This window comes from Oenococcus oeni (assembly GCF_020510245.1).
GTDB classification, from domain to species: Bacteria; Bacillota; Bacilli; order Lactobacillales; family Lactobacillaceae; genus Oenococcus; species Oenococcus oeni.
Genome location: NZ_CP084701.1, coordinates 401,293 through 422,659 on the forward strand (window position 1 = coordinate 401,293; position 21,367 = coordinate 422,659).

The 21,367-nt window shown below is 37.0% G+C and carries 17 protein-coding genes and 3 pseudogenes; 15 read left to right on the top strand and 5 right to left on the bottom strand.

The genetic code is table 11. The features are described 5' to 3' along the window. Positions 1-270: 270 nt before the first annotated feature. Together thrS and J3U91_RS02015 are read left to right on the top strand one after the other, a co-directional pair. Positions 271-2,262, top strand: a complete 1,992-nt coding sequence (gene thrS, locus J3U91_RS02010) for a threonine--tRNA ligase (RefSeq protein ID WP_002818272.1) — start codon at positions 271-273, stop codon at positions 2,260-2,262. Then, positions 2,259-3,599: a C1 family peptidase gene (locus J3U91_RS02015; RefSeq protein ID WP_002816527.1), complete on the top strand. Its 1,341-nt coding sequence runs from the start codon at positions 2,259-2,261 to the stop codon at positions 3,597-3,599. The genes thrS and J3U91_RS02015 overlap by 4 nt, the downstream gene beginning before the upstream one ends. 79 nt (positions 3,600-3,678) lie before the next feature. On the opposite strand, the gene J3U91_RS02020 is transcribed toward J3U91_RS02015, so the two are convergent. After that, positions 3,679-4,293, bottom strand: a complete 615-nt coding sequence (locus J3U91_RS02020; protein ID WP_002818273.1) for an ion channel — start codon at positions 4,291-4,293, stop codon at positions 3,679-3,681. A 642-nt stretch (positions 4,294-4,935) separates the two neighbouring features. On the opposite strand from J3U91_RS02020, the gene J3U91_RS02025 reads away from it, so the two are divergent. The 5 genes from J3U91_RS02025 to J3U91_RS02045 all read left to right on the top strand — a co-directional run bounded on the left by J3U91_RS02025 (position 4,936) and on the right by J3U91_RS02045 (position 9,234). Further along, positions 4,936-5,931 (top strand): PTS sugar transporter subunit IIB, encoded by a 996-nt coding sequence (locus J3U91_RS02025; RefSeq protein ID WP_002818278.1) that lies wholly within the window; start codon positions 4,936-4,938, stop codon positions 5,929-5,931. Between the two features lie 20 nt (positions 5,932-5,951). After that, positions 5,952-6,767: a PTS mannose/fructose/sorbose transporter subunit IIC gene (locus J3U91_RS02030; protein ID WP_002818280.1), complete on the top strand. Its 816-nt coding sequence runs from the start codon at positions 5,952-5,954 to the stop codon at positions 6,765-6,767. Between the two features lie 20 nt (positions 6,768-6,787). Then, entirely contained in the window at positions 6,788-7,702 is a 915-nt protein-coding gene (locus tag J3U91_RS02035) for a PTS system mannose/fructose/sorbose family transporter subunit IID (RefSeq protein ID WP_002818282.1), read from the top strand. A gap of 117 nt (positions 7,703-7,819) precedes the next feature. Further along, on the top strand, positions 7,820-8,218 hold the full coding sequence (locus J3U91_RS02040; protein ID WP_002816522.1) for a DUF956 family protein: 399 nt from the start codon (positions 7,820-7,822) through the stop codon (positions 8,216-8,218). Positions 8,219-8,283: 65 nt separating this feature from the next. Then, on the top strand, positions 8,284-9,234 hold the full coding sequence (locus tag J3U91_RS02045; protein ID WP_002818284.1) for a magnesium transporter CorA family protein: 951 nt from the start codon (positions 8,284-8,286) through the stop codon (positions 9,232-9,234). Positions 9,235-9,591: 357 nt separating this feature from the next. Here the strand turns inward: J3U91_RS02045 and J3U91_RS02050 are convergent. Beyond that, positions 9,592-10,833 (bottom strand): annotated as a pseudogene (locus tag J3U91_RS02050) (ISL3-like element IS1165 family transposase). A 298-nt stretch (positions 10,834-11,131) separates the two neighbouring features. On the opposite strand from J3U91_RS02050, the gene J3U91_RS02055 reads away from it, so the two are divergent. From J3U91_RS02055 to J3U91_RS02065, 3 genes are all read left to right on the top strand, one after another. Continuing rightward, positions 11,132-13,126 (top strand): ABC transporter ATP-binding protein/permease, encoded by a 1,995-nt coding sequence (locus tag J3U91_RS02055; protein WP_002818289.1) that lies wholly within the window; start codon positions 11,132-11,134, stop codon positions 13,124-13,126. 335 nt (positions 13,127-13,461) lie between these two features. After that, a complete protein-coding gene (locus tag J3U91_RS02060; protein ID WP_002818292.1) occupies positions 13,462-14,193 on the top strand; it encodes a tetratricopeptide repeat protein in 732 nt (243 codons plus the stop codon). Next, on the top strand, positions 14,157-14,288 hold the full coding sequence (locus J3U91_RS02065) for an SEL1-like repeat protein (RefSeq protein ID WP_002818293.1): 132 nt from the start codon (positions 14,157-14,159) through the stop codon (positions 14,286-14,288). The genes J3U91_RS02060 and J3U91_RS02065 overlap by 37 nt, the downstream gene beginning before the upstream one ends. Positions 14,289-14,419: 131 nt before the next feature. Here J3U91_RS02065 and J3U91_RS02070 read toward each other — a convergent pair whose 3' ends face one another. Next, positions 14,420-15,862 carry a sugar porter family MFS transporter gene (locus tag J3U91_RS02070; RefSeq protein WP_002818295.1) on the bottom strand — a complete coding sequence of 481 codons (1,443 nt, stop codon included), beginning with the start codon at positions 15,860-15,862 and terminating at the stop codon, positions 14,420-14,422. Between the two features lie 422 nt (positions 15,863-16,284). Here J3U91_RS02070 and J3U91_RS02075 point away from each other — a divergent pair, with 422 nt between their 5' ends. Together J3U91_RS02075 and J3U91_RS02080 are read left to right on the top strand one after the other, a co-directional pair. After that, entirely contained in the window at positions 16,285-16,914 is a 630-nt protein-coding gene (locus J3U91_RS02075; protein ID WP_002818296.1) for a cation efflux transmembrane domain-containing protein, read from the top strand. 76 nt (positions 16,915-16,990) lie between these two features. Then, positions 16,991-17,353, top strand: a complete 363-nt coding sequence (locus J3U91_RS02080; RefSeq protein ID WP_002818297.1) for an ArsR/SmtB family transcription factor — start codon at positions 16,991-16,993, stop codon at positions 17,351-17,353. A gap of 201 nt (positions 17,354-17,554) precedes the next feature. Here J3U91_RS02080 and J3U91_RS02085 read toward each other — a convergent pair. After that, positions 17,555-18,236, bottom strand: a pseudogene (locus J3U91_RS02085) (VIT1/CCC1 transporter family protein). Then, a pseudogene (locus J3U91_RS02090) lies at positions 18,233-18,912 on the bottom strand (VIT1/CCC1 transporter family protein). Before J3U91_RS02090 ends, J3U91_RS02085 begins: the two co-directional pseudogenes overlap by 4 nt. A gap of 313 nt (positions 18,913-19,225) precedes the next feature. Between J3U91_RS02090 and J3U91_RS02095 the strand changes: the two are divergent. Genes J3U91_RS02095 through J3U91_RS02105 form a run of 3 tightly spaced genes read left to right on the top strand, consistent with a single transcriptional unit; the run spans position 19,226 to position 21,333 of the window. Next, positions 19,226-19,984: a COG4705 family protein gene (locus J3U91_RS02095; protein ID WP_002817083.1), complete on the top strand. Its 759-nt coding sequence runs from the start codon at positions 19,226-19,228 to the stop codon at positions 19,982-19,984. A gap of 47 nt (positions 19,985-20,031) precedes the next feature. Next, complete coding sequence (locus tag J3U91_RS02100; protein ID WP_002817082.1) at positions 20,032-20,685, top strand: VTT domain-containing protein; 654 nt, start codon at positions 20,032-20,034, stop codon at positions 20,683-20,685. Positions 20,686-20,694: 9 nt separating this feature from the next. Beyond that, a complete protein-coding gene (locus J3U91_RS02105) occupies positions 20,695-21,333 on the top strand; it encodes a phosphatase PAP2 family protein (RefSeq protein ID WP_002818300.1) in 639 nt (212 codons plus the stop codon). Positions 21,334-21,367: the final 34 nt, after the last annotated feature.

Sequence of the window (21,367 nt, forward strand, 5' to 3'; positions counted from 1 at the left end):
CTTGGTGCTTTCCGACTGTTTTTTTGGCTTTGCAAAGACTTGGATTCGAGTTATACTTATAAACATCGAGACCAGAAGCCGTAGTAGTTTGTCAAAGAGAATCGGGTTGGTGAGAACCGATACAAATGAGTGCGAAACTGACTAGCTCTAATAAATCATAAACAGAATACCAAAGAGGCCATTACTTTTAATGGTGAAGTTGGGTGGTACCACGTTGTAAAAACGTCCCTCGTTAGTTTTAGCGAAGGGCGTTTTTGTTTTCGAGGAATTATGGCAGATTTAATAAAGATCACAATGCCGGACGACACGGAAAAAGAAGTTGAACAAAATACGAAACCAATAGAAATCGCTGAATCGATTAGTCCTTCTTTGGCTAAGAAATCGGTTGTCGCTAAAATTGATGATCATTTTGTCGGCATGAATGAAGGAATTCGTTTTAGCGGCAAATTTAGGCTCGTTACCAAAGGAGAAGATGAGGCACTGAAAGTTCTGCGCCATTCGACAACTCATCTTTTAGCACAGGCTTTGCGCCGTTTACATCCTAAGATTCATTTTGGCGTAGGCGTGGCGATTGCAAACGGTTTTTACTATGATACAGATGATTCTGATGAATCGGAAAAGCAGGTCGCAGCCGATGAATTTCCGAAAATTGAAGCGGAAATGAAGAAATTGGTTCAGGCAAATATCCCAATTCAGCATCAGATTGTCAGCCGTAAGGAAGCTCTGAAAATTTTTGCCGAAGATCCCTATAAAATTGCTCTAATTAATGATTTTCCAGCAGACCAGGAAATAACAATTGTAAAACAAGGCGATTATACGGATCTTGATCGTGGTGGCTTAGTACCTTCGACCGGTTGGATCAAGCATTTTGCTCTGACTTCTGTTGCCGGTGCTTACTGGCGTGGTATGTCCGATAACCAAATGATGCAAAGAATTTACGGCCTGTCAGAATGGAATCCTGAGAATCTTGAAGCACAAAAGAAAGCTCTTGAAGAAAGAAAAGAACGCGATCATCGAACGATTGGCAAACAAATGGAGCTTTTCTTTACGAACCCGGAAATTGGTGCCGGATTACCGGTTTGGTTGCCGAATGGCGCAGCAATCCGGCGGACAATTGAAGATTATCTGGTTGAAAAGGAACGCCAAAACAGTTATATGAATGTTTATACCCCGGTTGTTTCCAATCTTGATTTGTATAAACGCTCGGGTCACTGGGATCATTATCGCGACGATATGTTTCCAGCTATGACGGCCGATGATGGCGAACAGTTGGAACTTCGGCCGATGAACTGTCCTTCGCATATTGAAATTTTCGAACATGAGCCGCGTTCTTACCGTGATTTGCCTTATCGAATAGCTGAATTCGGTCAAATGCATCGTTGGGAGAAATCTGGAGCTTTGACAGGCCTCTCCAGGGTCCGCGAAATGACCTTAAACGATGGTCATACTGTTGTAGCCCCTGAACAGGTCGAACCGGAATTCAAAGGAATTCTCCAGTTGATTCGTGATGTTTATCATGATTTTGGTTTTACGGATCAGGATTACCGTTTTCGTCTTTCTTATCGCGATCCGAAAAATACAAAGAAATATTATGATGACGATGCAATGTGGGAACACGCTCAAGCTGCTTTGAAACGTGCCATGGATGATATGGGGCTCGATTATTTCGAAGCCGAAGGAGAGGCGGCTTTCTATGGACCAAAGCTCGATATTCAGTTCAAAACAGCTCTTGGAAACGAAGAGACGATGTCGACGATCCAGTTGGATTTCTTATTGCCGGAACGCTTTGATATGAAATACACCGGCGAGGATGGCAAAGATCATCGTCCGGTTTTGATTCACCGCGGCGTGGTCGGCACAATGGAACGCTTCGTGGCTTTCTTGATTGAAAAATACAAGGGTCAGTTCCCGACTTGGTTGGCTCCGGTACAGGCTGTTGTTATCCCGGTTAATTATGGTGCCCATGGCGATTATGCACGGAATATATATAGTAAATTGATGAAAGACGGTCGCCGAATTAAGTTGGATAATCGTGATGAAAAGCTCGGATATTTAATTCGCGATGCTCAGGTAAATTTGAAGACACCGTATATTTTGGTTGTTGGCGATCAGGAATTGCGTGATAATAGTGTTACTGTTCGTTTCCGTGGAAGCGATCAAACCAAAGAAATGAAAATCGATGAATTCGAAGAAATGATTAATGATGATGTTGCCAATTATTCCAAAGGCAGCGAAAAAGTTCGGGAGATGTTAAATAAATGACAGAAATTTCATTAGAACAAATTAAAGATTTTAATCAAGGCCTTAAAAGTTTTCCGGCCGCTGACACGATTCGTCGTGCAGTCACCAGCAACGGAATAGATAAGGCGACTCTTGATTCAAAGGCAGCTGTTGATTCGCAAGCAGTTTTCTCAGTCGAGGTCAAAACCGGTAAGGTTGCTAATCAAATGTCATCTGGACGTTGCTGGATGTTTGCTGCTTTAAATACAATGCGTCATCGGACTGCTGATTTGTTTAACATTTCCGGCAAATTCGAATTGTCGCAAAGTTATACCTTCTTCTGGGATAAATTTGAGAAGGCAAATTATTTCTACAATAATGTCGTTAAAACCGCTGATTTACCTCTCGATAATCGCAAAGTCGCTTATCTATTGGAAACTCCTCAACAGGATGGTGGCCAATGGGATATGATTTGCGCAATTATTGAAAAGTATGGTCTTGTTCCACAGGCCGTTTTCCCGGAAAGTTTCGATTCGAGTCATTCGGCAGCTTTGAATCGGATGCTGAATCGTAAACTCCGCAAAGACGCTGTTGAGTTGCGTGCTTTAGCAGCCCAGAAATCCAATCAGGCTGAAATAGATGAAAAAATTAAAGAATTTAATGCTGATAATTATCGAATGCTGAGTTTGGTATTCGGCAATCCAGCCGATGTAGCACATTTTGATTTCGAGTATCGCGACGAAGATAAAAAGTATCATTTGGAAAAAAATTTGACACCAAAATCATTTTTCAAAAAGTTTGTTGATGAAGATCTTGAAGATTACGTTTCGATTATTAATGCACCAACAAGTGACAAACCATATCACAAGACTTACACAATCGAAAATTTGGGAAACGTTGTTGGTGGAAGAGAAGTTAAACATTTGAATGTGGAACTCGACGAATTCAAGCAATTAGCAATTTCGCAGTTGAAGGATGGCCAATCTGTTTGGTTTGGCGTCGACATGGGCCCACAAGTCGATCGTGAATCGGGAATTATGGATCTTAACAATTTTGCTCAAGAAGATGCTTTTGGGATCGATCTAAGTTTGACAAAAGCCGAGCAACTCGATTATGCAGACTCGTTAATGACTCACGCGATGGTTTTGACCGGTGTTGATCTTGATGAAGATGGAAATCCTTTGCGCTGGAAGGTTGAAAATTCCTGGGGTGAAAAAGCCGGCAAGAATGGCTACTTTGTTATGTCCGATGATTGGATGAGCCTTTATGCCTATCAAGTAGTTGTCAACAAAAAATATTTGTCTGCAGAGTTGCAAAAAGCTCAAGCAGAAACGGCAAAGGTTCTTGATCCTTGGGATCCAATGGGAGCTCTTGCTTAATTAAATTTTCATATGATCCGATATTAAAAACCGCTCTACTGAGCGGTTTTTAAATTGATAAAAATTATAATCAAACAAGCTAATTAGAACTTTTCTTTTGCTTGATCTCGATTGTTTTTAACTCTTCTATGACACTATCAAGTTTCTTATTCAAATCTTCATTCGATATCTTCTCTTTGGTCAACCAGCTGGCTAAAGCCCCGGTAAAGTATCCAACTAAGCCGATTCCTGTAAACATCAGAATGATGTTAAGTATTTTTGAAATTTCAGTATGAGCTTGATATGGCGATCCACTGGTCGTGGCAACGCCTAAAGCCCATAATAAACCGTCTAAAAAGCTGTCTCGTTCATCAAGGGAAAATATGATTCCAGAGAATATCAAGATTATGCCGGTAATAATAAAAGCGATGTACACTTTTGTTTCAATCAAAAATTCTTTTGTTTTAATCAGAAAGCGGCTGGAGAAAGCGAAGATTCTTACTAACCTTAAAATACGAATTGCCGGAAAAGCCTCAAAAGGAAGAATCGAGATTAATTCAATGATGTGGTGGCGAAAAAAACTTTTTTTATTTACAGCAAGATTGAATTCGTAAAAATAATCAAAAACAAAAATTAGCCAGATTGACCAATCAATATAAAGTAATGGTGGTTTAGAAGTATTAAGGAAGGCTAAGGGCACCGACAATGCTGCCATTATGTAGATAAAAATCTTGAAAATCTGTCTAACCACTATCTCCTCTATCCCCTTGATTATCGATCATATAGGAAAACATTCGCTAAATAAAGTTTTTTTGGAATTTTTTTAAATGTTTTTGAAAATATTTGTTGTTGTTGAGAAAGAAAAGCTATTTCTAATCTTAAAAAACAGTTTTAAAACTAATAATCTGAGTTTATTAAATGCAAGCGTTTACAAAAAAGTTAAAAGAGACTAGAATAGATTCTGTAGCAAAAAACCTTTGAAAAAAAGGAAATTAAGGAGGAAGAACATTTATTATCGAATCTTTTTGAGCGGGCAATAATATTTTCTTCTTTCACGGAAAAATTATTGTCTGTAAATTGTTTATCATCTTAGCCTGATATGCTCGTGTGAAAAAATGTAAGCCTTTGCATTATAATGTAAACATACTGTTAATTGGCAGTATTGATTAATCGTGGTGCCTAAAAACTTTTGTGCTTCTTCTGATGCAATTATTAATTAACTATTTGAAGTTTTTCTGGGTAAAAGGCATTGATCTTTAAAAGAGGTGATAAACTAGATAATTTATTTTTGTTATATTTGATCCGTTTGAGACGATTTTTCGTTTTCAATTTATTATCAAGATAGGAGATAAAACAAATGGTAGGCATTGTTCTAGCAAGTCACGGCAACTTTGCAGAAGGCATTTACCAATCAGCTGAAATGATTTTTGGCAAACAGCAAAATGTTCAAACAGTTACTTTGTCGCCGAATGAAGGTCCCGAGGACTTTTTAAACAAGTTGAAACAAGCCATTGATTCCTTTGATGATCAAAAGCAAGTTTTGCTGTTGATTGATTTATGGGGTGGGACACCTTTCAATCAGTCCAGTGGGCTTCTTTATGGGCATGAAGATAGTTGGGCTGTTGTCACGGGCATGAATTTGCCAATGGTCATTGAAGCTTATGGTTCGCGATCTTCAATGGATTCGGCGCAGGAAATTGCCACTCATATAATCGAAACAGGTAAAGATGGTATTAGAATCAAGCCTGAATCGTTGGAACCAAAAAAGGCAACGGCAACTGTTAAATCCAGTGGTCAACCACATGGCACAATTGCACCCGGAACAGTTCTTGGAGATGGCAAAATTAAATATGTTTTGGCTCGAGTGGATTCACGACTCCTACATGGACAGGTAGCAATGTCTTGGACAAAAGCTACAAATCCTAATCGGATTCTTGTCGTTTCTGATTCAGTTGCAAAAGATCGTTTACGCAAGAGTATGATCGTTGAGGCCGCTCCTCCAGGAGTTAACACAAATGTTATTCCGATCAAAAAAATGATCGAAGTGGCTAAAGACCCACGCTTTGGCAATACAAAAGCATTGGTTCTCTTTGAAAATCCAGAGGACGCTTTAAAGACAATCGAAGGTGGCGTTGATATTAAAGAATTGAATATCGGTTCTATGTCCCACGCTGTTGGCAAAGTTGCTGTAAATAAAGTTCTTTCTTTGGGTAAAGAAGATGTTGAAGCTTTCGACGGACTTAAAAAACTAGGTGTTAAATTCGATGTTCGTAAAGTCCCGGGAGATTCTAGTGAAAACATGGACAATATTGTAAATAAAGCTCGAAAAGATTTATCAAGTGTTAAATCTTAAAAAGATAAGGAGAGTATAAAATGTCCGCTATATCAATGATTTTAGTGGTGGTGGTTGCCTTTTTTGCAGGTATGGAAGGCATCTTGGATGAATTTGAATTTCATCAGCCACTTGTTGCTTGTACACTTATTGGCCTGGTAACAGGTCACTTGGTTCTCGGTGTAATGTTAGGTGGATCTTTACAGATGATCGCCTTAGGTTGGGCGAATATCGGTGCCGCTGTTGCTCCTGATGCTGCTTTGGCATCGGTTGGCTCAGCAATTATTTTAATAGAAGGTGGTCAAGGAACCAAAGGAATTGGTTCGGCGATTGCCGTGGCTGTAACTTTGGCTGTTGCTGGATTGTTCTTAACAATGATCGTTCGAACAATTACTACGTTCATTGTTCATATTATGGATCATGCAGCAGAAGAGGGTAAATCCCGCATTATAGATATGTGGCAAGTGATTTCTATTTGTTTGCAGGGATTAAGAATTGCTATTCCGGCTGCACTTTTGCTGGTTATTCCATCTTCGGAAGTTCGTGCTGTATTAAATGCCATGCCGTCATGGTTGTCGGATGGTATGACTATCGGTGGTGGCATGGTTGTTGCCGTTGGTTATGCAATGGTTATCAACATGATGGCCAGCCGTGAAGTTTGGCCGTTTTTCGTCATTGGTTTTGTAATTGCTTCGATTACTGATTTAACATTAATTGCTATTGGAGCCCTAGGCGTATCCCTTGCACTTATGTACCTTGCATTGGATAAAGGCGGCTCAAACGGAAATAGCAGTGGAAACAGCGGTGGCGGAAATAACACCGGTGATCCTTTGGGTGATATTCTCGATGCTTATTAAAATTAATGGAGAAAAATAGTATGGCAAAAGATAAAATTACCTTAACTAAAGGGGATCGTCTCCACGTTGCATGGCGTTCAACGTTCATTCAAGGTTCATGGAACTATGAACGAATGCAAAATGGTGGTTGGGTTTATGCCTTGATCCCCGCATTAAATAAACTTTATAAAACAAAAGAAGATCGGGCGGCAGCATATAAACGTCACCTGGTATTCTTCAATACTCACCCATATTTGGCTTCTCCGATTATTGGAGTTACGCTTGCTTTGGAAGAGGACCGTGCCAATGGCGCCCCGGTTGACGATGTGGCCATTCAAGGTGTCAAGGTTGGTATGATGGGGCCTTTGGCAGGTGTTGGTGACCCTGTCTTCTGGTACACGGTTCGTCCTTTATTGGGGGCTTTAGGTGCAACCCTGGCTCTTAGTGGAAATGTTTTAGGACCAATATTGTTCTGGGTACTCTGGAACATTATTCGTTGGGCATTTATGTGGTACACCCAGGAATTCGGATATCGTGCCGGTTCGAGAATCACTGATGATCTTTCCGGAGGATTGCTCAAGACAGTTACTCGTGGTGCTTCGATGATAGGTATGTTTGTTCTGGCGGCTTTGATTGAGCGTTGGGTAAGTATTAAGTTTACCCCGGTTGTTTCCAAAGTTACCTTAAGTAAAGGTGCCTACATTGATTGGGGAAAACTTCCGTCGGGTACCAAGGGAATCAGAGAAGCCCTGACAGAACAGGCAAATGGTTTGTCTCTTACTAAAATTCAGACAACCACTTTGCAACAGAATTTGGACTCTTTGATTCCTGGACTAATGGCTTTGCTTTTGACTTTCGCCTGCATGTGGCTATTAAAGAAAAAAGTATCACCAATTATTATTATCTTAGGAATCTTCGTAATCGGTGTTGGTGGTCATCTACTTGGATTGCTTTAATCGAACTTCGATTACAAAAAGGTAAACCTTATTCATTTGAATAAGGTTTTTATTATATTATTAATTCGTTGATAAGCTTGAATCTAAGGCATCGACCGATTACTTAAAAAGGGAAAAATGGTTGAATCAATTAACAGAAAAATAGATTTGGTAGTTCAGGCAACTTCTTATATGGGTCTTGGAGAATATGGAGAAATCATGATCGGTGATGAAGGATTTGAGTTTTTTAGTGACCGCGATCCTCGTAAATTTATTCAGATTCCGTGGAAAGAAGTCAATCTGGTTGTTGCGTCTCTAATTTTTAAGGGGAAATGGATACCCCGTTATGCTATCCAAACGAAACATAATGGAATGTTTAAATTTTCATCCAAACATCCAAAAGAAGTTCTTCGTATGGTGCGGAAGTATATCGATCCCGATCATATTGTTCGTTCACTGACTTTTTTTCAAGTTATGCGGCGTAATTTTAAATGGCTATTTGGCAGAATCGGAAAAATTTTAAAAATAAAAAGATAAATTTTCGAATTTTTTATTCAAACAAAAATTTATTTTTGAGAAAAATATAAAGCAGGAGGATTACAATGCTGAAAACTTATTCTTTAACAAAAGATACATTATTAGTTTCGTCAGAATCAAATATCAAAAATTCTTCTGTTGTTTATGTTTATGGTGACGAACGAGAATATATCGAATCTTTTGAACATAAATATGACTTTAAAATAGGCAATATACTAACGTTTGATGATCGAGTTGCATATGACACGATGATAGATCGGAACGATGAAAAAAGTTTGCTCGTAAGTTTTCTGTTTCCCGAGATACATGAAGGTGGGCATCTAGATAATCTGACGACATCTGTTGTTTTCTTGGTATTTAAAAATAAGTTGATAATTTTTACAAAACAAAAATTAAAATTCATTCCCGAACTCTTATCCAATATGGTTTTACGTGATGTCAATAATTTCATGGAGGAAGTACTTTTAAAGATCATGCAAAAAAAATTCTATGTGATGCTTAACGAACTTCGTGGAATCAAGGAAAAAATTGATGATTTAGACTCAAAAATATCAACGTCCGGTCCGCGCAGACCAACGTTTGGTGATTTATTGACTCTTCAAAAATACATGATAGCTTTGTCAACAACTTATGGCGCTAATCACAAAGCGCTGGATTTAATTAAAAAAAATTTCACAACTATTAATGATATTGATTTTACCACCAAAAAAATAATTGATGAGATATACGATACAAGTGACACAATGGATAGAATTATTTTAGGTTACAGCCAATATTTGGATGATTTGGGAAATATGATAAACAATATGTCTTCGTATCAGCTAAACATGATTATGAAAACTCTAACAGAGCTATCAATCGTTTTGACTATTCCAGCGATTATTTTTGGTTTTTGGGGAATCAATGTCGATGTCCCGTTTGAAAAATCTTCTTATGGTGTTTTTGCTGTGCTGATTATCTCTGTTATACTAAGCCTAATTTGCTGGTTTTGGATGCGACGCAAAACATATTTGTAAAGTATTTGTGATACCCTAATATGATTTAAAGCAGAATTGCTTTGTTGACTTTTTAAAAGGCTGATTCCTTTCAATAATTTAATAGCTCTTGTCAGGAATTGTAATATAAATAGACAGTGGTATTTGTTATTTATCTAAATAGCTTTTTAATGTATTGCACTGTGCGCGGAGAAATATTAAAGGAAGTTTGTCAAATGGTGTTGAAGGATAGTTTCTATCCTTTGGAGATCTCCTCGTGTGGGAGATCTTTTTTGTTGTTTTATTAGTTGCGGCGTTTAATCTGGTGTGTTGTCTGAATATCGTACTTGAAGGCATAACAAATAAGCCTACCATCGTGACGTTATTGTGGTAGATAATCTAGGCAATCAGCTGGTAGACGCGTGTGAACATATTGGCCTGATTGGAGAAGCCATAACAAGCACGTTTGAGCTCCTTGATCTTACGGTTGATGCCCTCTATCGGTCCGTTAGAGTAGGACGATTTGGCGGCGTTAATTACTCCATTAAGATTCTTTTCGTAGGGTATGCATGGCCGTATCTAGGGGCGTGCCGTTAGGCTGATAGTTAGTGATGATATTCTTGAGTTCATCAGCGTGACGCCCCATCAAAGCATCGTGGAGATCGATGTAGGTTTCATAAGCTGTTTTGAAGGCCGGAAACGTATCGGCTCCAATATCAATAGCGTTCTGTTCGGTCGAGTACTCATTCAGGCCGAAGAGGTAGCGGCTCTTTTGTGCGTCAGGGTTGGCCTTGTGGAATAGGCGCCATAGTGATTTCAGTACTTTATATTCCCGCGAATGCTTGTCGAGTTGCTTTAAACATTGAGTGCGAATGGTATCCATCGTCCGGCCCATTAATTGAATAATGTGGAACCGATCAATAATGAGTTCGGCGTTAGGGAATAGTTCGTGCACGAATGCTGATAGGAGGCGTTCATGTCCATGATGACGCGTTGAACCGCGGCCCGTTCTGCGGTGCTGTACTGACTAAGAAAGAACTGTTTGATGGTTCTATTAAGGCGGTCGCTAAGTACTTTAACTGATTTGTGAGTGTCGGCGTCAATGCAAATAAACGACATGGAGCCGTGCGTGGAACGGAATTCATCAAAGCATAGATTAATCGGTAACCGGCGGCTCGCGTGTGGATGAATATTAGCCGTCAAAATACGCTGAACTGAGTTTGTCGAAATACCGGTGAGACTGGCGATAGTCTTAGCCGGGAGTGATTTACTACTGGCTAGCTTCAGCACATGAGTCGCTAGTCCGTGACCGATGGCGTGGTTGGTTGATACCACTGGAGTGGTGGCCGTACAAGTGCTATGGCAGTTACTACAACGCCAGCGTTGCTTGTTTAGCTCTAGAATTACGGGCCGGTCCATGGGTCCTGCAATGTGGACATGAGTGAGCTTGTGTCCGTTAGGGTGCAACGTATTGTATCCACAGCTGGGACAGCGCCTGAGTGTGTAGGTAAGCTCTGCCTGGATGACCAAATACTTTTTGCGACCCGAGCCCCGACCATGAAATTCATCACGAGTACCGAACACCTGAATGTTTGTGTCTGTAATTCCCAGTAATTTAAGTGTATTATCTAGTTGGGATATCTATTCCTACCCCGCTTATCTTGAGTTTCGTCGCTTAAAGCATAGCACTAGGGAGGCTTAGATGCCTTTTTTTGTTATCAAAAAGGGCCTAGTACTTTTGGAATGGAAATACTTTCCAACACCAAAAATTCTAGACCCAAAATTGTTTTAAAAAGATTAAAAGGGAAAATTAAAGCAGATCAATAAAAAATAATCTTTCAATTAATTTTGTTTCTGAGAAAACTGTTCAAAACATAACAAAACTCATTGAAAAAGAATTCGACATCATGTATTCATTAATTAAAACAAAGGAGAAATAATGGCCTATTTGGAATTAAAAGACATTCACAAGTCCTACACACTGAACAAAACTGAGAAATTTCCAGTTTTAAAGGGAATCAATTTAAAATTCGATAAGGGTGAATTTGTCAGTATTTTGGGAGAATCCGGTGGTGGCAAGTCGACCTTGATGAATATTATCGGTGGATTGGATCACGATTACCAAGGTGATGTTATTTTAAATGGAACATCGACTCGTGATTTCACGGAAAAACAAATGGATGCCTATCGCCGGCAAACAATTGGTTTCATTTTCCAAAGTTTTAATTTAATTTCTCATCTTACTGTTTTGGATAATATTCTTATTAGTTTGGACATGACAACTTTGACACGGGCCGAGAAAGAAAAACGTGCCAAGGATTTGCTTAAACAAGTCGGTTTGGAAGAACATATCAAGAAGCATCCTAATCAGCTATCCGGTGGTCAAAAACAGCGTGTTGCGATCGCAAGGGCTCTTTCGTCGGATCCGGACATTATTATTGCCGATGAACCAACCGGTGCCTTAGACTCAAAAAATACCGATGAAATTCTTGAAATTATGGAAGGAATCGCCAAAACCGGAAAGTTGGTTATTGCGGTTACTCACTCTGAAGAGGTCGCTCATTTTGGGACAAGAATTGTTCATATGTCTGACGGGGTGATTGATAAAGATCAGACAAATCGAGAGAAATACTCGGTGCCAAGCAAACAATCCAACCGACTTGTTTCTAAAAAATTAGGAATGCCGGCCGCTTACAAGAACGCTTATAAACATACAATGTATTACTTCTGGCGTAATTTCCTAATTATGCTGGGAACTGGAATCGGTATTTTTGCTGTTTTGCTGTTTTCTGGTCTGGGCAATGGAATTACGGCTTTTATTAACAGCCAAATTAATTCACTTGTAAACCCTCGTTCGGTAACGGTTATGAAAAACACTTCCGGAAAGAAAATGAGTCAGGCTCAATTTGAGAAGGCAGTCCAACAGGCGAGTTCAAATCCTTCGTCTATGCTGATTCAAAAAAGTGAGCTGGAGAAACTTAAAGCCTTAAAAAAGGTTAGTGCTGTTGAACCGGGCTATCAATTTAGTCAATATACCTTGAAGCTAGATGGGGTTAAAAATCCTGTATCGGGAACCGGATTGCAGACCTGGACAAAAGCTTATTCCAGTAACACGGTCAAAGTTGGTAAAAAACCGGGTGAAAATCAGATTGTGATTGACAAGTCTCAGGCGCAAACTTTTTTGGGAACAAAAAAGTATAAGCAAGCAATCGGCAAAACCGTTACTTTGACTTTTACCTGGATTAATAAAGACCAACAAGCAGTAACTGTGCAAAAAGATTTGAAGATTGTTGGAATTGCCAATGGCGGGCAATCGGGTGCTATTACCGGTACAAATTATTCAACAATGAAAAGTATGTTGGAGAAGGCCGGTGCTATAACCGATCCGAATTTTGTTTCCGTGAATGCCGATTCAATCGATTCAACGAAAACAGTGGCTAAAAAAATAAACAATATTAAAACAGACGGCAAGTATACTTTTGGCGCAATTACAGTTGGTGATGTTCTTAACACTGTAAGTTCGTATGTTAAATTAGCAACCAATGTGTTATCGGCAATTGCAGCAATTTCCTTAGTTGTTTCGGCTTTAATGATTATCGTTTCAATGTACATGAGTGTTTCCGAAAGAACCAAAGAGATTGGTGTGCTGCGTGCTCTTGGAGAAGGCAAAAAAGATATAAGTCGCCTATTCACCGGAGAATCTGTTTTGATTGGTTTGTTCTCAGCTGTTTTGGCGTTGGTTCTTGCTTTTGGGATTGGGGCAATCGCTAATAAACTGCTTTATGGTTTGGCTAAGGCCAATATGGTTGTCATTACACCTGGCAATGTCGTTTTTGCCTTTGTGATTGCAATTGCTATTTCTTTCTTGGCGGCTTTGCTGCCTGCTAGAAGAGCAGCAAAACTCGATCCGATTGATTCGCTTGCCACAGAATAAAAAGTGCAACATCAAAGGCAGGGATGAAAATTCGGCTCGGATATAATAATCACTTCTAAATTTTGATCGCGGAGCTTAAATTTTAAAAGATTTAAAAAACAGGTGAAGGCCTGTTTTTTTATTATTTCAATTATCAATTTTTTTATTGGAAACGATTACAATTAGCGTACTATTTGTATATCAGTAAAATATTTTCACTAACTCTCAAATATTAAGCAAAACCTGGATGATAGTCCAGCAAGCTAAAATTTTTATTTTTGGTTTTGAAACCTTCATAAGTAATGACTTAATTAATAGGATCTTTAAAATAAAATCTTTTCAGGGGATGATTATTTATGAAAAAACATAGTTTTTTATTTGTATCTATATGTCTTTTATTGCTCGGAACACGTTTGCCCTTCAGTATCTTTGGCAATAACCAAACTGTTTCTCAAGTATTTGCTGAGACAACGAATAAAGAAAAAGCCAAGAAACTGTACAATACGGCTGTCAAAGAATTTAATAATGGCAGCGAAACAAAAGCCGTCGCTGATTGGAAAAAATCGGCAAAATTGGGATCTGCCTTAGCCGAAAGCCAAGTTGCGTCGCAATATCTTAACGGAATGGGTGTCAAAGAAAATTACCAAAAGGCACTTTATTGGGCAAAAAGAGCTTATAAACATGGAGAGAATAGCGGCATGGCTGCTAATACGCTTGGAAATGTTTATTTGAACGGTTCAAAAACTGTGAAAAAAGATTACAAAAAAGCCCTCGCATATTTTAAGAAGGGTATATCTGAAGGCTACATGAAGAGTTATCGCAAATTGGCTTATATGTATTTGAATGGTTATGGAGTAAAGGCTAATACCACTACGGCCGTAAAATGGTATACAAAAGCAGCGAATAAAGGGGATATAACCAGCGAATATTCTCTGGGGCAGATATATGAAAAAGGACAAGGAATAAAACAAGATTATTCAAAAGCCATGAGTTGGTATAAAAAAGTGCAGCGAATGATGATGATGTTTCAGCACCGGGAGTTATTGAAAGTATGTCGTCAATTGCTAATCTTTATGCTAATGGTTTAGGAGTGACAAAAGATTATCAGCAAGCGGAACAGTGGTACCAAAAAGCATTTAATGCTTCGCAAAAAGAAGTCGCTCTTCTTAAACAGAATTCTTGATAGTATTATTTGCGTTTATTATCAAGCAAAAATGTTTGGTTCCGTTATTTTTATATTATTGATAGTTATAAATAAAAGCCTGCTTTAAAGCAGGCTTTTATAATTAGTCTTATAAAACTGAAATAATAAAATCAATGCTTGTTTATTTTCGCTCTAAGTTCCAACTGAACGCGTTCGAGTGATTTATTTCTTGTTTCCGGAGCGAATTTATAGACGAAAATGAAAGAAATTAAATTGCAAAGGACGAAAATTCCAAAAGTTATCGAAAAACCAAAATAGGTCAAAAATATTGGAAAAAGAAAACCAACCAGGAAATTTGCCATCCAAAGAAAGAAGGCCGAGATTCCCATTCCCAAGCCACGCAGATTCTGAGGGAAAATTTCCGACATTAAAAGCCAAATTGTTGGTGAAATGCATCCTTGAAAGAAACTCAAAAAAATAAGTGTCAGGAAAACGACACATACTGGCAGCAGTTTTGAATGCGGCAGCATTTGCGAGAATAGTGTAATTAGTGCCAGTGCACCACCGGTACCGGTAATTCCAGTTAGCAACATTTTCCGACGGTTGATGTGATTCATTAAGCGCATACCAGTATAGGTTGCCAAGACGGAAACGATTCCGTTGGCTATATTCGTAATTAAAGCGATATTGTGAGTGAAACCAGCCTTAATCAATACGGTTGTTCCATAATACATAATGATATTGATTCCAACGACTTGCTGAACAATTCCAAGCCCGCTTCCCAGAATAATTAATTTTCTAATCCATGGTTTTTTAAGATCATGCCAACTTATATGGGAGACTTCTTTTTCTTTTTTTAGAGCAGCCTGAATCTGAGTAATTTCCTGTTGGCTTTCCTGCTTGTTTGAACGAATTCCTTTTAGTATTTTTAGAGCGGTTTCGGTTTTGCCTTTCATAATCAACCAACGGGGAGATTCGGGAACGATCAATGTCCCAATAAAAAGTAAGGCAGAAGGAACCATGCCAAAAGCAATCATGTAACGCCAAATATTGGATACGTTGACAAAAATATTTCCTAAAATCGCATTAACCACAAAAGCTAACAGCTGGCCTCCGGTGATCATTATTTCATTTTGGGTAACTAGAGGTCCACGTAGTTTAACTGTTGCCACTTCGGATAAGAAAGTTGGGACGATCACCGATGCGCCACCGACAGCTAGTCCGAGCAAGAACCTAAAAATCATCATAATTATTGCATTGGGTGCCAATGAACAAATTGCAGTACAAAAAAAGAAGATAATCGATAGATAAAATAAAATCCTTTTTCGTCCATAACGATCTGCTAATCTTCCAGCAAATATTGCCCCAAAAGCTGCTCCCAAAGTAATGCTGCTCGTAACTAATCCTTCGGTTGCCGCATTGAGATTCAATTCTTGTTTTTTAGCCATATAGGGCAGTGCCCCATTAATAACCCCGGTGTCAACTCCGAAAAGCAAGCCTCCAAGAGTGACGCAGAGAGCTATCGTTTTTAAATGTCTTTCGGTTTTGGATTTTGTTATAGAAAAATCCAAATTATAATTTATATTTGATATGTCCGATTCTTTATTCTCCATTATTTTTGTTTCTTTATTTTCCTCCTGAAATCATCCTAAATTTATAAAATATTTAAATTTTTTAGTCACTAAAAAAGCATAAAACTCATTCCTTTTTTATCTAAAAACTAGTTAAAGAAGATAATTTTCGTAAAACGAATACCTAAGAGAATTAATAAACTTTGTTAAGGGTTTTTAACATCACTCTTTAAAGCTTCTTTTTTCGTTATACATTTAACAAAACTAAAAAGCAACAAATCAATAGCCTTATTTATGATTTTATTATGCTCGTGAGTTTAATAATTTTTAAATGAAAACATTTCAATCACCTGATATTCAGCCTCTATAAGCGACATTGGAATAAATTAGATTAGTTTTCTAATTTAATATGTTTTATACTTCATATGAAATAATATTCATATATTAAAGGGGTGAATTCTTTTATGGAAACTATCAGCAACCAACGAAATAATTTTATTAAAGCAAGTATTAATGTTGAATATTTTTCAATTGCTTGGATGACTTTTGAATTTCTAGTCGCTTTTTATTCCAGCGCTAAGGCAAACTCAATTCTTCTACTGGCTTTTGGTTTAGATAGTTTATTGGAAATTATTTCCGGTACAACACTGATTTGGCGTTTGAAAAAAGAAGTGAAAAATGTTTCTGAACGCGCAATTAAAAAGGCGGAACAAAGATCCTCTTTGATCGTTGGAACGATTCTTTTGCTACTGTCTGCTTATATAGCCTTAATATCTTTTTATAATCTGTTATCTCATCAAGCAGCCAGGCCAAGTTTTTCTGGGATTGTAATTGCCCTTGCCTCGATAATTTTGATGCCGTTTTTAACTTTCAGAAAAAGATTTTTGGGTGAAAAACTGGCTTCTGTTTCATTAAAAAAAGATGGAATGTGTAATATTACTTGTGCTTATATGGCTGGAACTGTTCTGGTCGGTACTTTACTTACATTTATTTTCGACTGGTGGTGGGCCGACTCTATTTTTGCCTTGATGCTGGTTTATTTTATTGCCAGTGAAGGGTATGAAACCTTTCAAGAAGCCACCAAAGCCTCTTAAATTTTGGGTAAAGGTGCTATTTACAGTAATCTATTCTATTATTATTTTAACGAATTGATTGAGGCCTCATTTTCACATGAAAGAAAAATTAAATTTAATTTATCAAGCGAAATTAGATGAAATATCCAAAATTGCAAAAGTTCTAGCCAACTCGACCCGCGTGCAGATTCTTTATCTTTTAGAGCAATCCGAACTCAATGTTAGTGAATTAACTGATATTTTAAACATTGAACAGTCCAATGTTTCCCATCAACTTCAACGGCTTAGGGATTATCAATTGATTAGTCAAAAGAGAAAGGGAAAATCAATTTATTATAGTTTAGATGATCCACATATTATCACCACGCTAAATCAATTAATGAATCATGTCGACCACATATTATTAGGAAGAAAACACAACGGACAATTAATTGATAACACTTGCGAAGTTGATGATTGATTTTTTGTTTTAAAGGTTGAATATAATTGCAATAATATTGAGATTTAAGTATATTCGCTAGGTAATCGTTTATTAGCAATTTTTTAAAGTAAATTAAAATCTCCAGGTCTAATCCTGGAGATTTTCGTCTTTATTTATATATTAATTTCTTAATTTTCTTGCTATTCCCAAGTTAAATTATCGTATAAGCACTCCTGAGAATCAAAAAAGTTTTCCAATATAGTAGTGAATTGCAACAGTTATCAGTCCGATCACAATATTTCGAATAATTGCCGGCCGCAAATGAAACTCGCCAAGTTTGGCTGCCAAACTTCCAGTAAGAGCAACAGCAAAAGTCGTTGCAACGATTGTTCCGGCAAATTTGAGATGGCCCGGCAATAAAAGCATTGCCAGTAGTGGAAACAAACCACCCAAAGCAGCACTAATCAAAGAGCTAAAAGCCGCCCCCCATGGATTTACATACTCGCCGATTTTTAAAGTATATTTAGCGGAAACAAGCGACTCAATCTCATGTTTTTGAATCAATTCATCAGCAATAAAATATGCAGTTTCTCTGTTAACTCCCCAACTGATGTAGTTTCTAGCGATCGTTTTACGTGCATAATTTGTCACGATCAATTTTCCTTTGTTCAATTTTAATAACAGCTCTTTCGATCTCGCGTTGCGCAGAGACGGAGGCATATTCTCCAGCTGCCATCGAAAAAGCGCAGGATAACAAATCGGAAAAGCCTGCAACCAGAATTAAAAAATTATTACTCGTTGCTGCAGCCGTTGAAAATAGAACGCCGACAACCGTTAGAATCCCATCATTGGAACCAAGGACACCAGCTCTAATCTTGTTTAAACGCTGCTCTAAAGTCTGCTTGTTTTTGGAATTTTTCATTTATGCAGCAACCTTCCAATTAAGTATGTAGCTGTCATTGTAAATAAACCGGAAAGGACATTTCTAGTAATACCTTTTTTTCGGTCATTGTTGCCAATCCGAGCAGCCAGATATCCAGTAATTATCAAGGCAAGCAGTACCCCAAAATAGGTCGAAGCAACCTTATAAGAACGGTTAACCATTAAAATTGCCAACATTGGCAGGGTAGCACCAATCGGGAAACTAATAAAGAAGCCAAAGCGGCATGATAAGGATTTATTTTATCGCTAATATTAAATCCGTGTTTAACGCGGACAGCTGTTTCAATCGGCTTGGTCTTCATCATTTCGCTGGCAGCCCTTTGAGCGAGTTCTTTTGAAATGTCGTCTTTAATTAAAAAATCTTTTACCAAAGAAATTTGTTGATTAAAAGATTCCTGATTAGCAATTTCTTCTTTTTCAATCGCAGCATTTTCGGCATCACGTTGCCCATGTACAGAGACATATTCTCCAGCTGCCATCGAAATCATGCCGGCAATTGTCCCGGAAAATCCGGCAACAAAAATTACCCAATTATCATTAGTACGACCCTGAGTCGCGGCAAAGACACCCAAAACAATCCCAGCTACTGAAATGATGCCATCATTTGCCCCCATCACACTCGCCCGGACAACATTTATCTTCTCAGCTAAATTCATATTTCTCTCCATATAAATAAAAATGTTTTTATTTAAATTTTTAAAATAGAAAATCTATTAATTAGTCAACATAGGATTGATTATATATAAAAGAAGAATTTAATATCTGATATTTTCTCATAAAGTACTTAATTTCCCCTACACCAAAACTTAATTATGATAAATTATCATAATTTTCTCATAAAAAATAACGGGACTAATAAAAGTAGATTGTCTATTATTGGAAAGCGTTAAGAGCTGTTTATTATAACTTTTAGCAGCTAGATAGTATTTTAACTATTTACTTAATAATTTTTTGAAAGGAGAAAATAAAATGATTAAAAAAACTTTGCCAAATAAAGTTGCTGCAGTCACAATCATATTTTGGATTACGAAAATTATTTCCACAGCAATGGGAGAGTCTGTCTCAGATTTTCTAAGTCAGACTTTTAATCCTTATTTAGTAGTTATATCAACAATTATAGTAACGGCTAGCCTCATTGGAATACAAATTTTTTCACAAAAATATCATATATGGTTATATTGGGGCGCAGTTGGTTTGATTGCTATCTTTGGGACTATGTTAGCTGATAGTATTCATATTGCTTTAGGAATCCCTTATGAAATATCTGCACTCGGTTTTGCGATTCTGCTTATTGTTAATTTTTCTATTTGGTATGGTATCGAAGGCACGCTTTCCGTTCATGAAATTACAACTCGCCGTCGTGAATTATTTTATTGGTTGACAATCTTGTTTACATTTGGTCTTGGAACGGCATTAGGCGATTATACTTCGCACGTCTTGAACTGGGGAACTCTAAATTCAGGATTTTTTTTCCTAATTTTATTTGCAATACCTATTATTTGGCGAGTATTCTCTAAAAAAGCTGAGATTTTGACTTTTTGGTCTGCTTATGTAATGACTAGGCCCCTCGGTGCTTCATTTGCTGATTGGGGTAGTTATGGTCTTTATGGCCATAATCCAGAAGGCGTTGGTTTTTTCTTGCTAACAATTTTTCTAATTTTATTAATTGCTTTAAGTGCAAAAAGCTTCTTAGGTATTAAGAGAAATGAGACTGTCACTTCTCAATAACTTTTAGATTTAAATAAAGGTCTTATACATTGTGAAAGGAAATTTCATTGATTATAAGTTTAATTATCGCTTATTTACATTTTGATCAAATTTTACCAGAATTAATGAAAACAAATGCTTTATTAGTATATGGATTTTTATTTTTGATTATCTTTACTGAAACCGGTTTAATTTTTGTACCTTTCTTGCCTGGAGATTCAATTATATTTATATCAGGCAATTTATCTAATCTTAGTGGTGGATTTAACTTGTATATAGTCATCTTTGGTTTTATCGTTTCAGCAGTCATAGGTGATTATGTTAATTTCGAGTTCGGAAGACATTTAGGAATTAAAGTTGCTAAATCAAATAGGCTCAAAAAAATAATTAAATCGAAATATCTTATAAAATCTGAGAAATTTTATTTTAAATATGGAAAAATGGCGATATTTTTTGGACGTTTTATACCTATAATTCGTACCGTTATTCCTTTTACAGCTGGAGTTAGCAAGATGAGTTATGAAAGCTTTTTTAGATACAACGTTTTTGGTGCAATTTGTTGGATTTTATTAATAACATTAAGTGGTTTCTTTTTTGGAAGCATACCATTTGTTAAAAATAATTTTGATTTATTTTTAATTGGAATTTCTATTACATCATTATTGACGTTGATTATAAATGGTTTTCGTTATTATTTGAATAATTATAAATATGGGAAATGATAAATTATTATGATCAAACAATTAAATAAAATTGATAAAATATCTTTATTTGGTGGCTTTGGTTGCCTCTACATTTTAATGCTATCTATTTTTTTTCAAAGTAATTGGTTATTTTATTTTGACAATTCATTTCCGTTTTTTTCTGGATCTTCGGAAACTTCTAACTTAATCAAGAAATTAAGTGTAATTAATAACTTTAGTAGTCCGATTATTTCATTATTTTTTTGTGTACTAATTATTATATTTTTTCTATGGAACAAACAAAAGTATACTGAGTCTATTTGGGCTGTTATGCTAATTATTACCGGAAATGCTGCTTGCTTTTTACTTAGAGAACTGGTTAAAAGGCCACATCCTTTTGGAGCTCTGATCCATACAGCTAGGTATTCTTTCCCGTCGGTTAGCGTATTTAGTATTATGATTTTAGTCTTTCTTATTTGGCATTTTATCGTACCGAATTTTAGCTACTTATTTTCTAGAATTACTATAAGATTTTTGTTAGTTTTTTGGATAATCGTTATTTCTTTAATTAAGATCTATCTTTGCGCAGTTTTTCCGAGTGATATTTTGGCTAGTATTTCTTTGTCGATTGGCATGGAGTCTTTTACAAAACTAGGCTTAAAACCGATGAAACATTATAAAGACTGAATACAACTAAAAATAATATTTATTTTTATGGGAG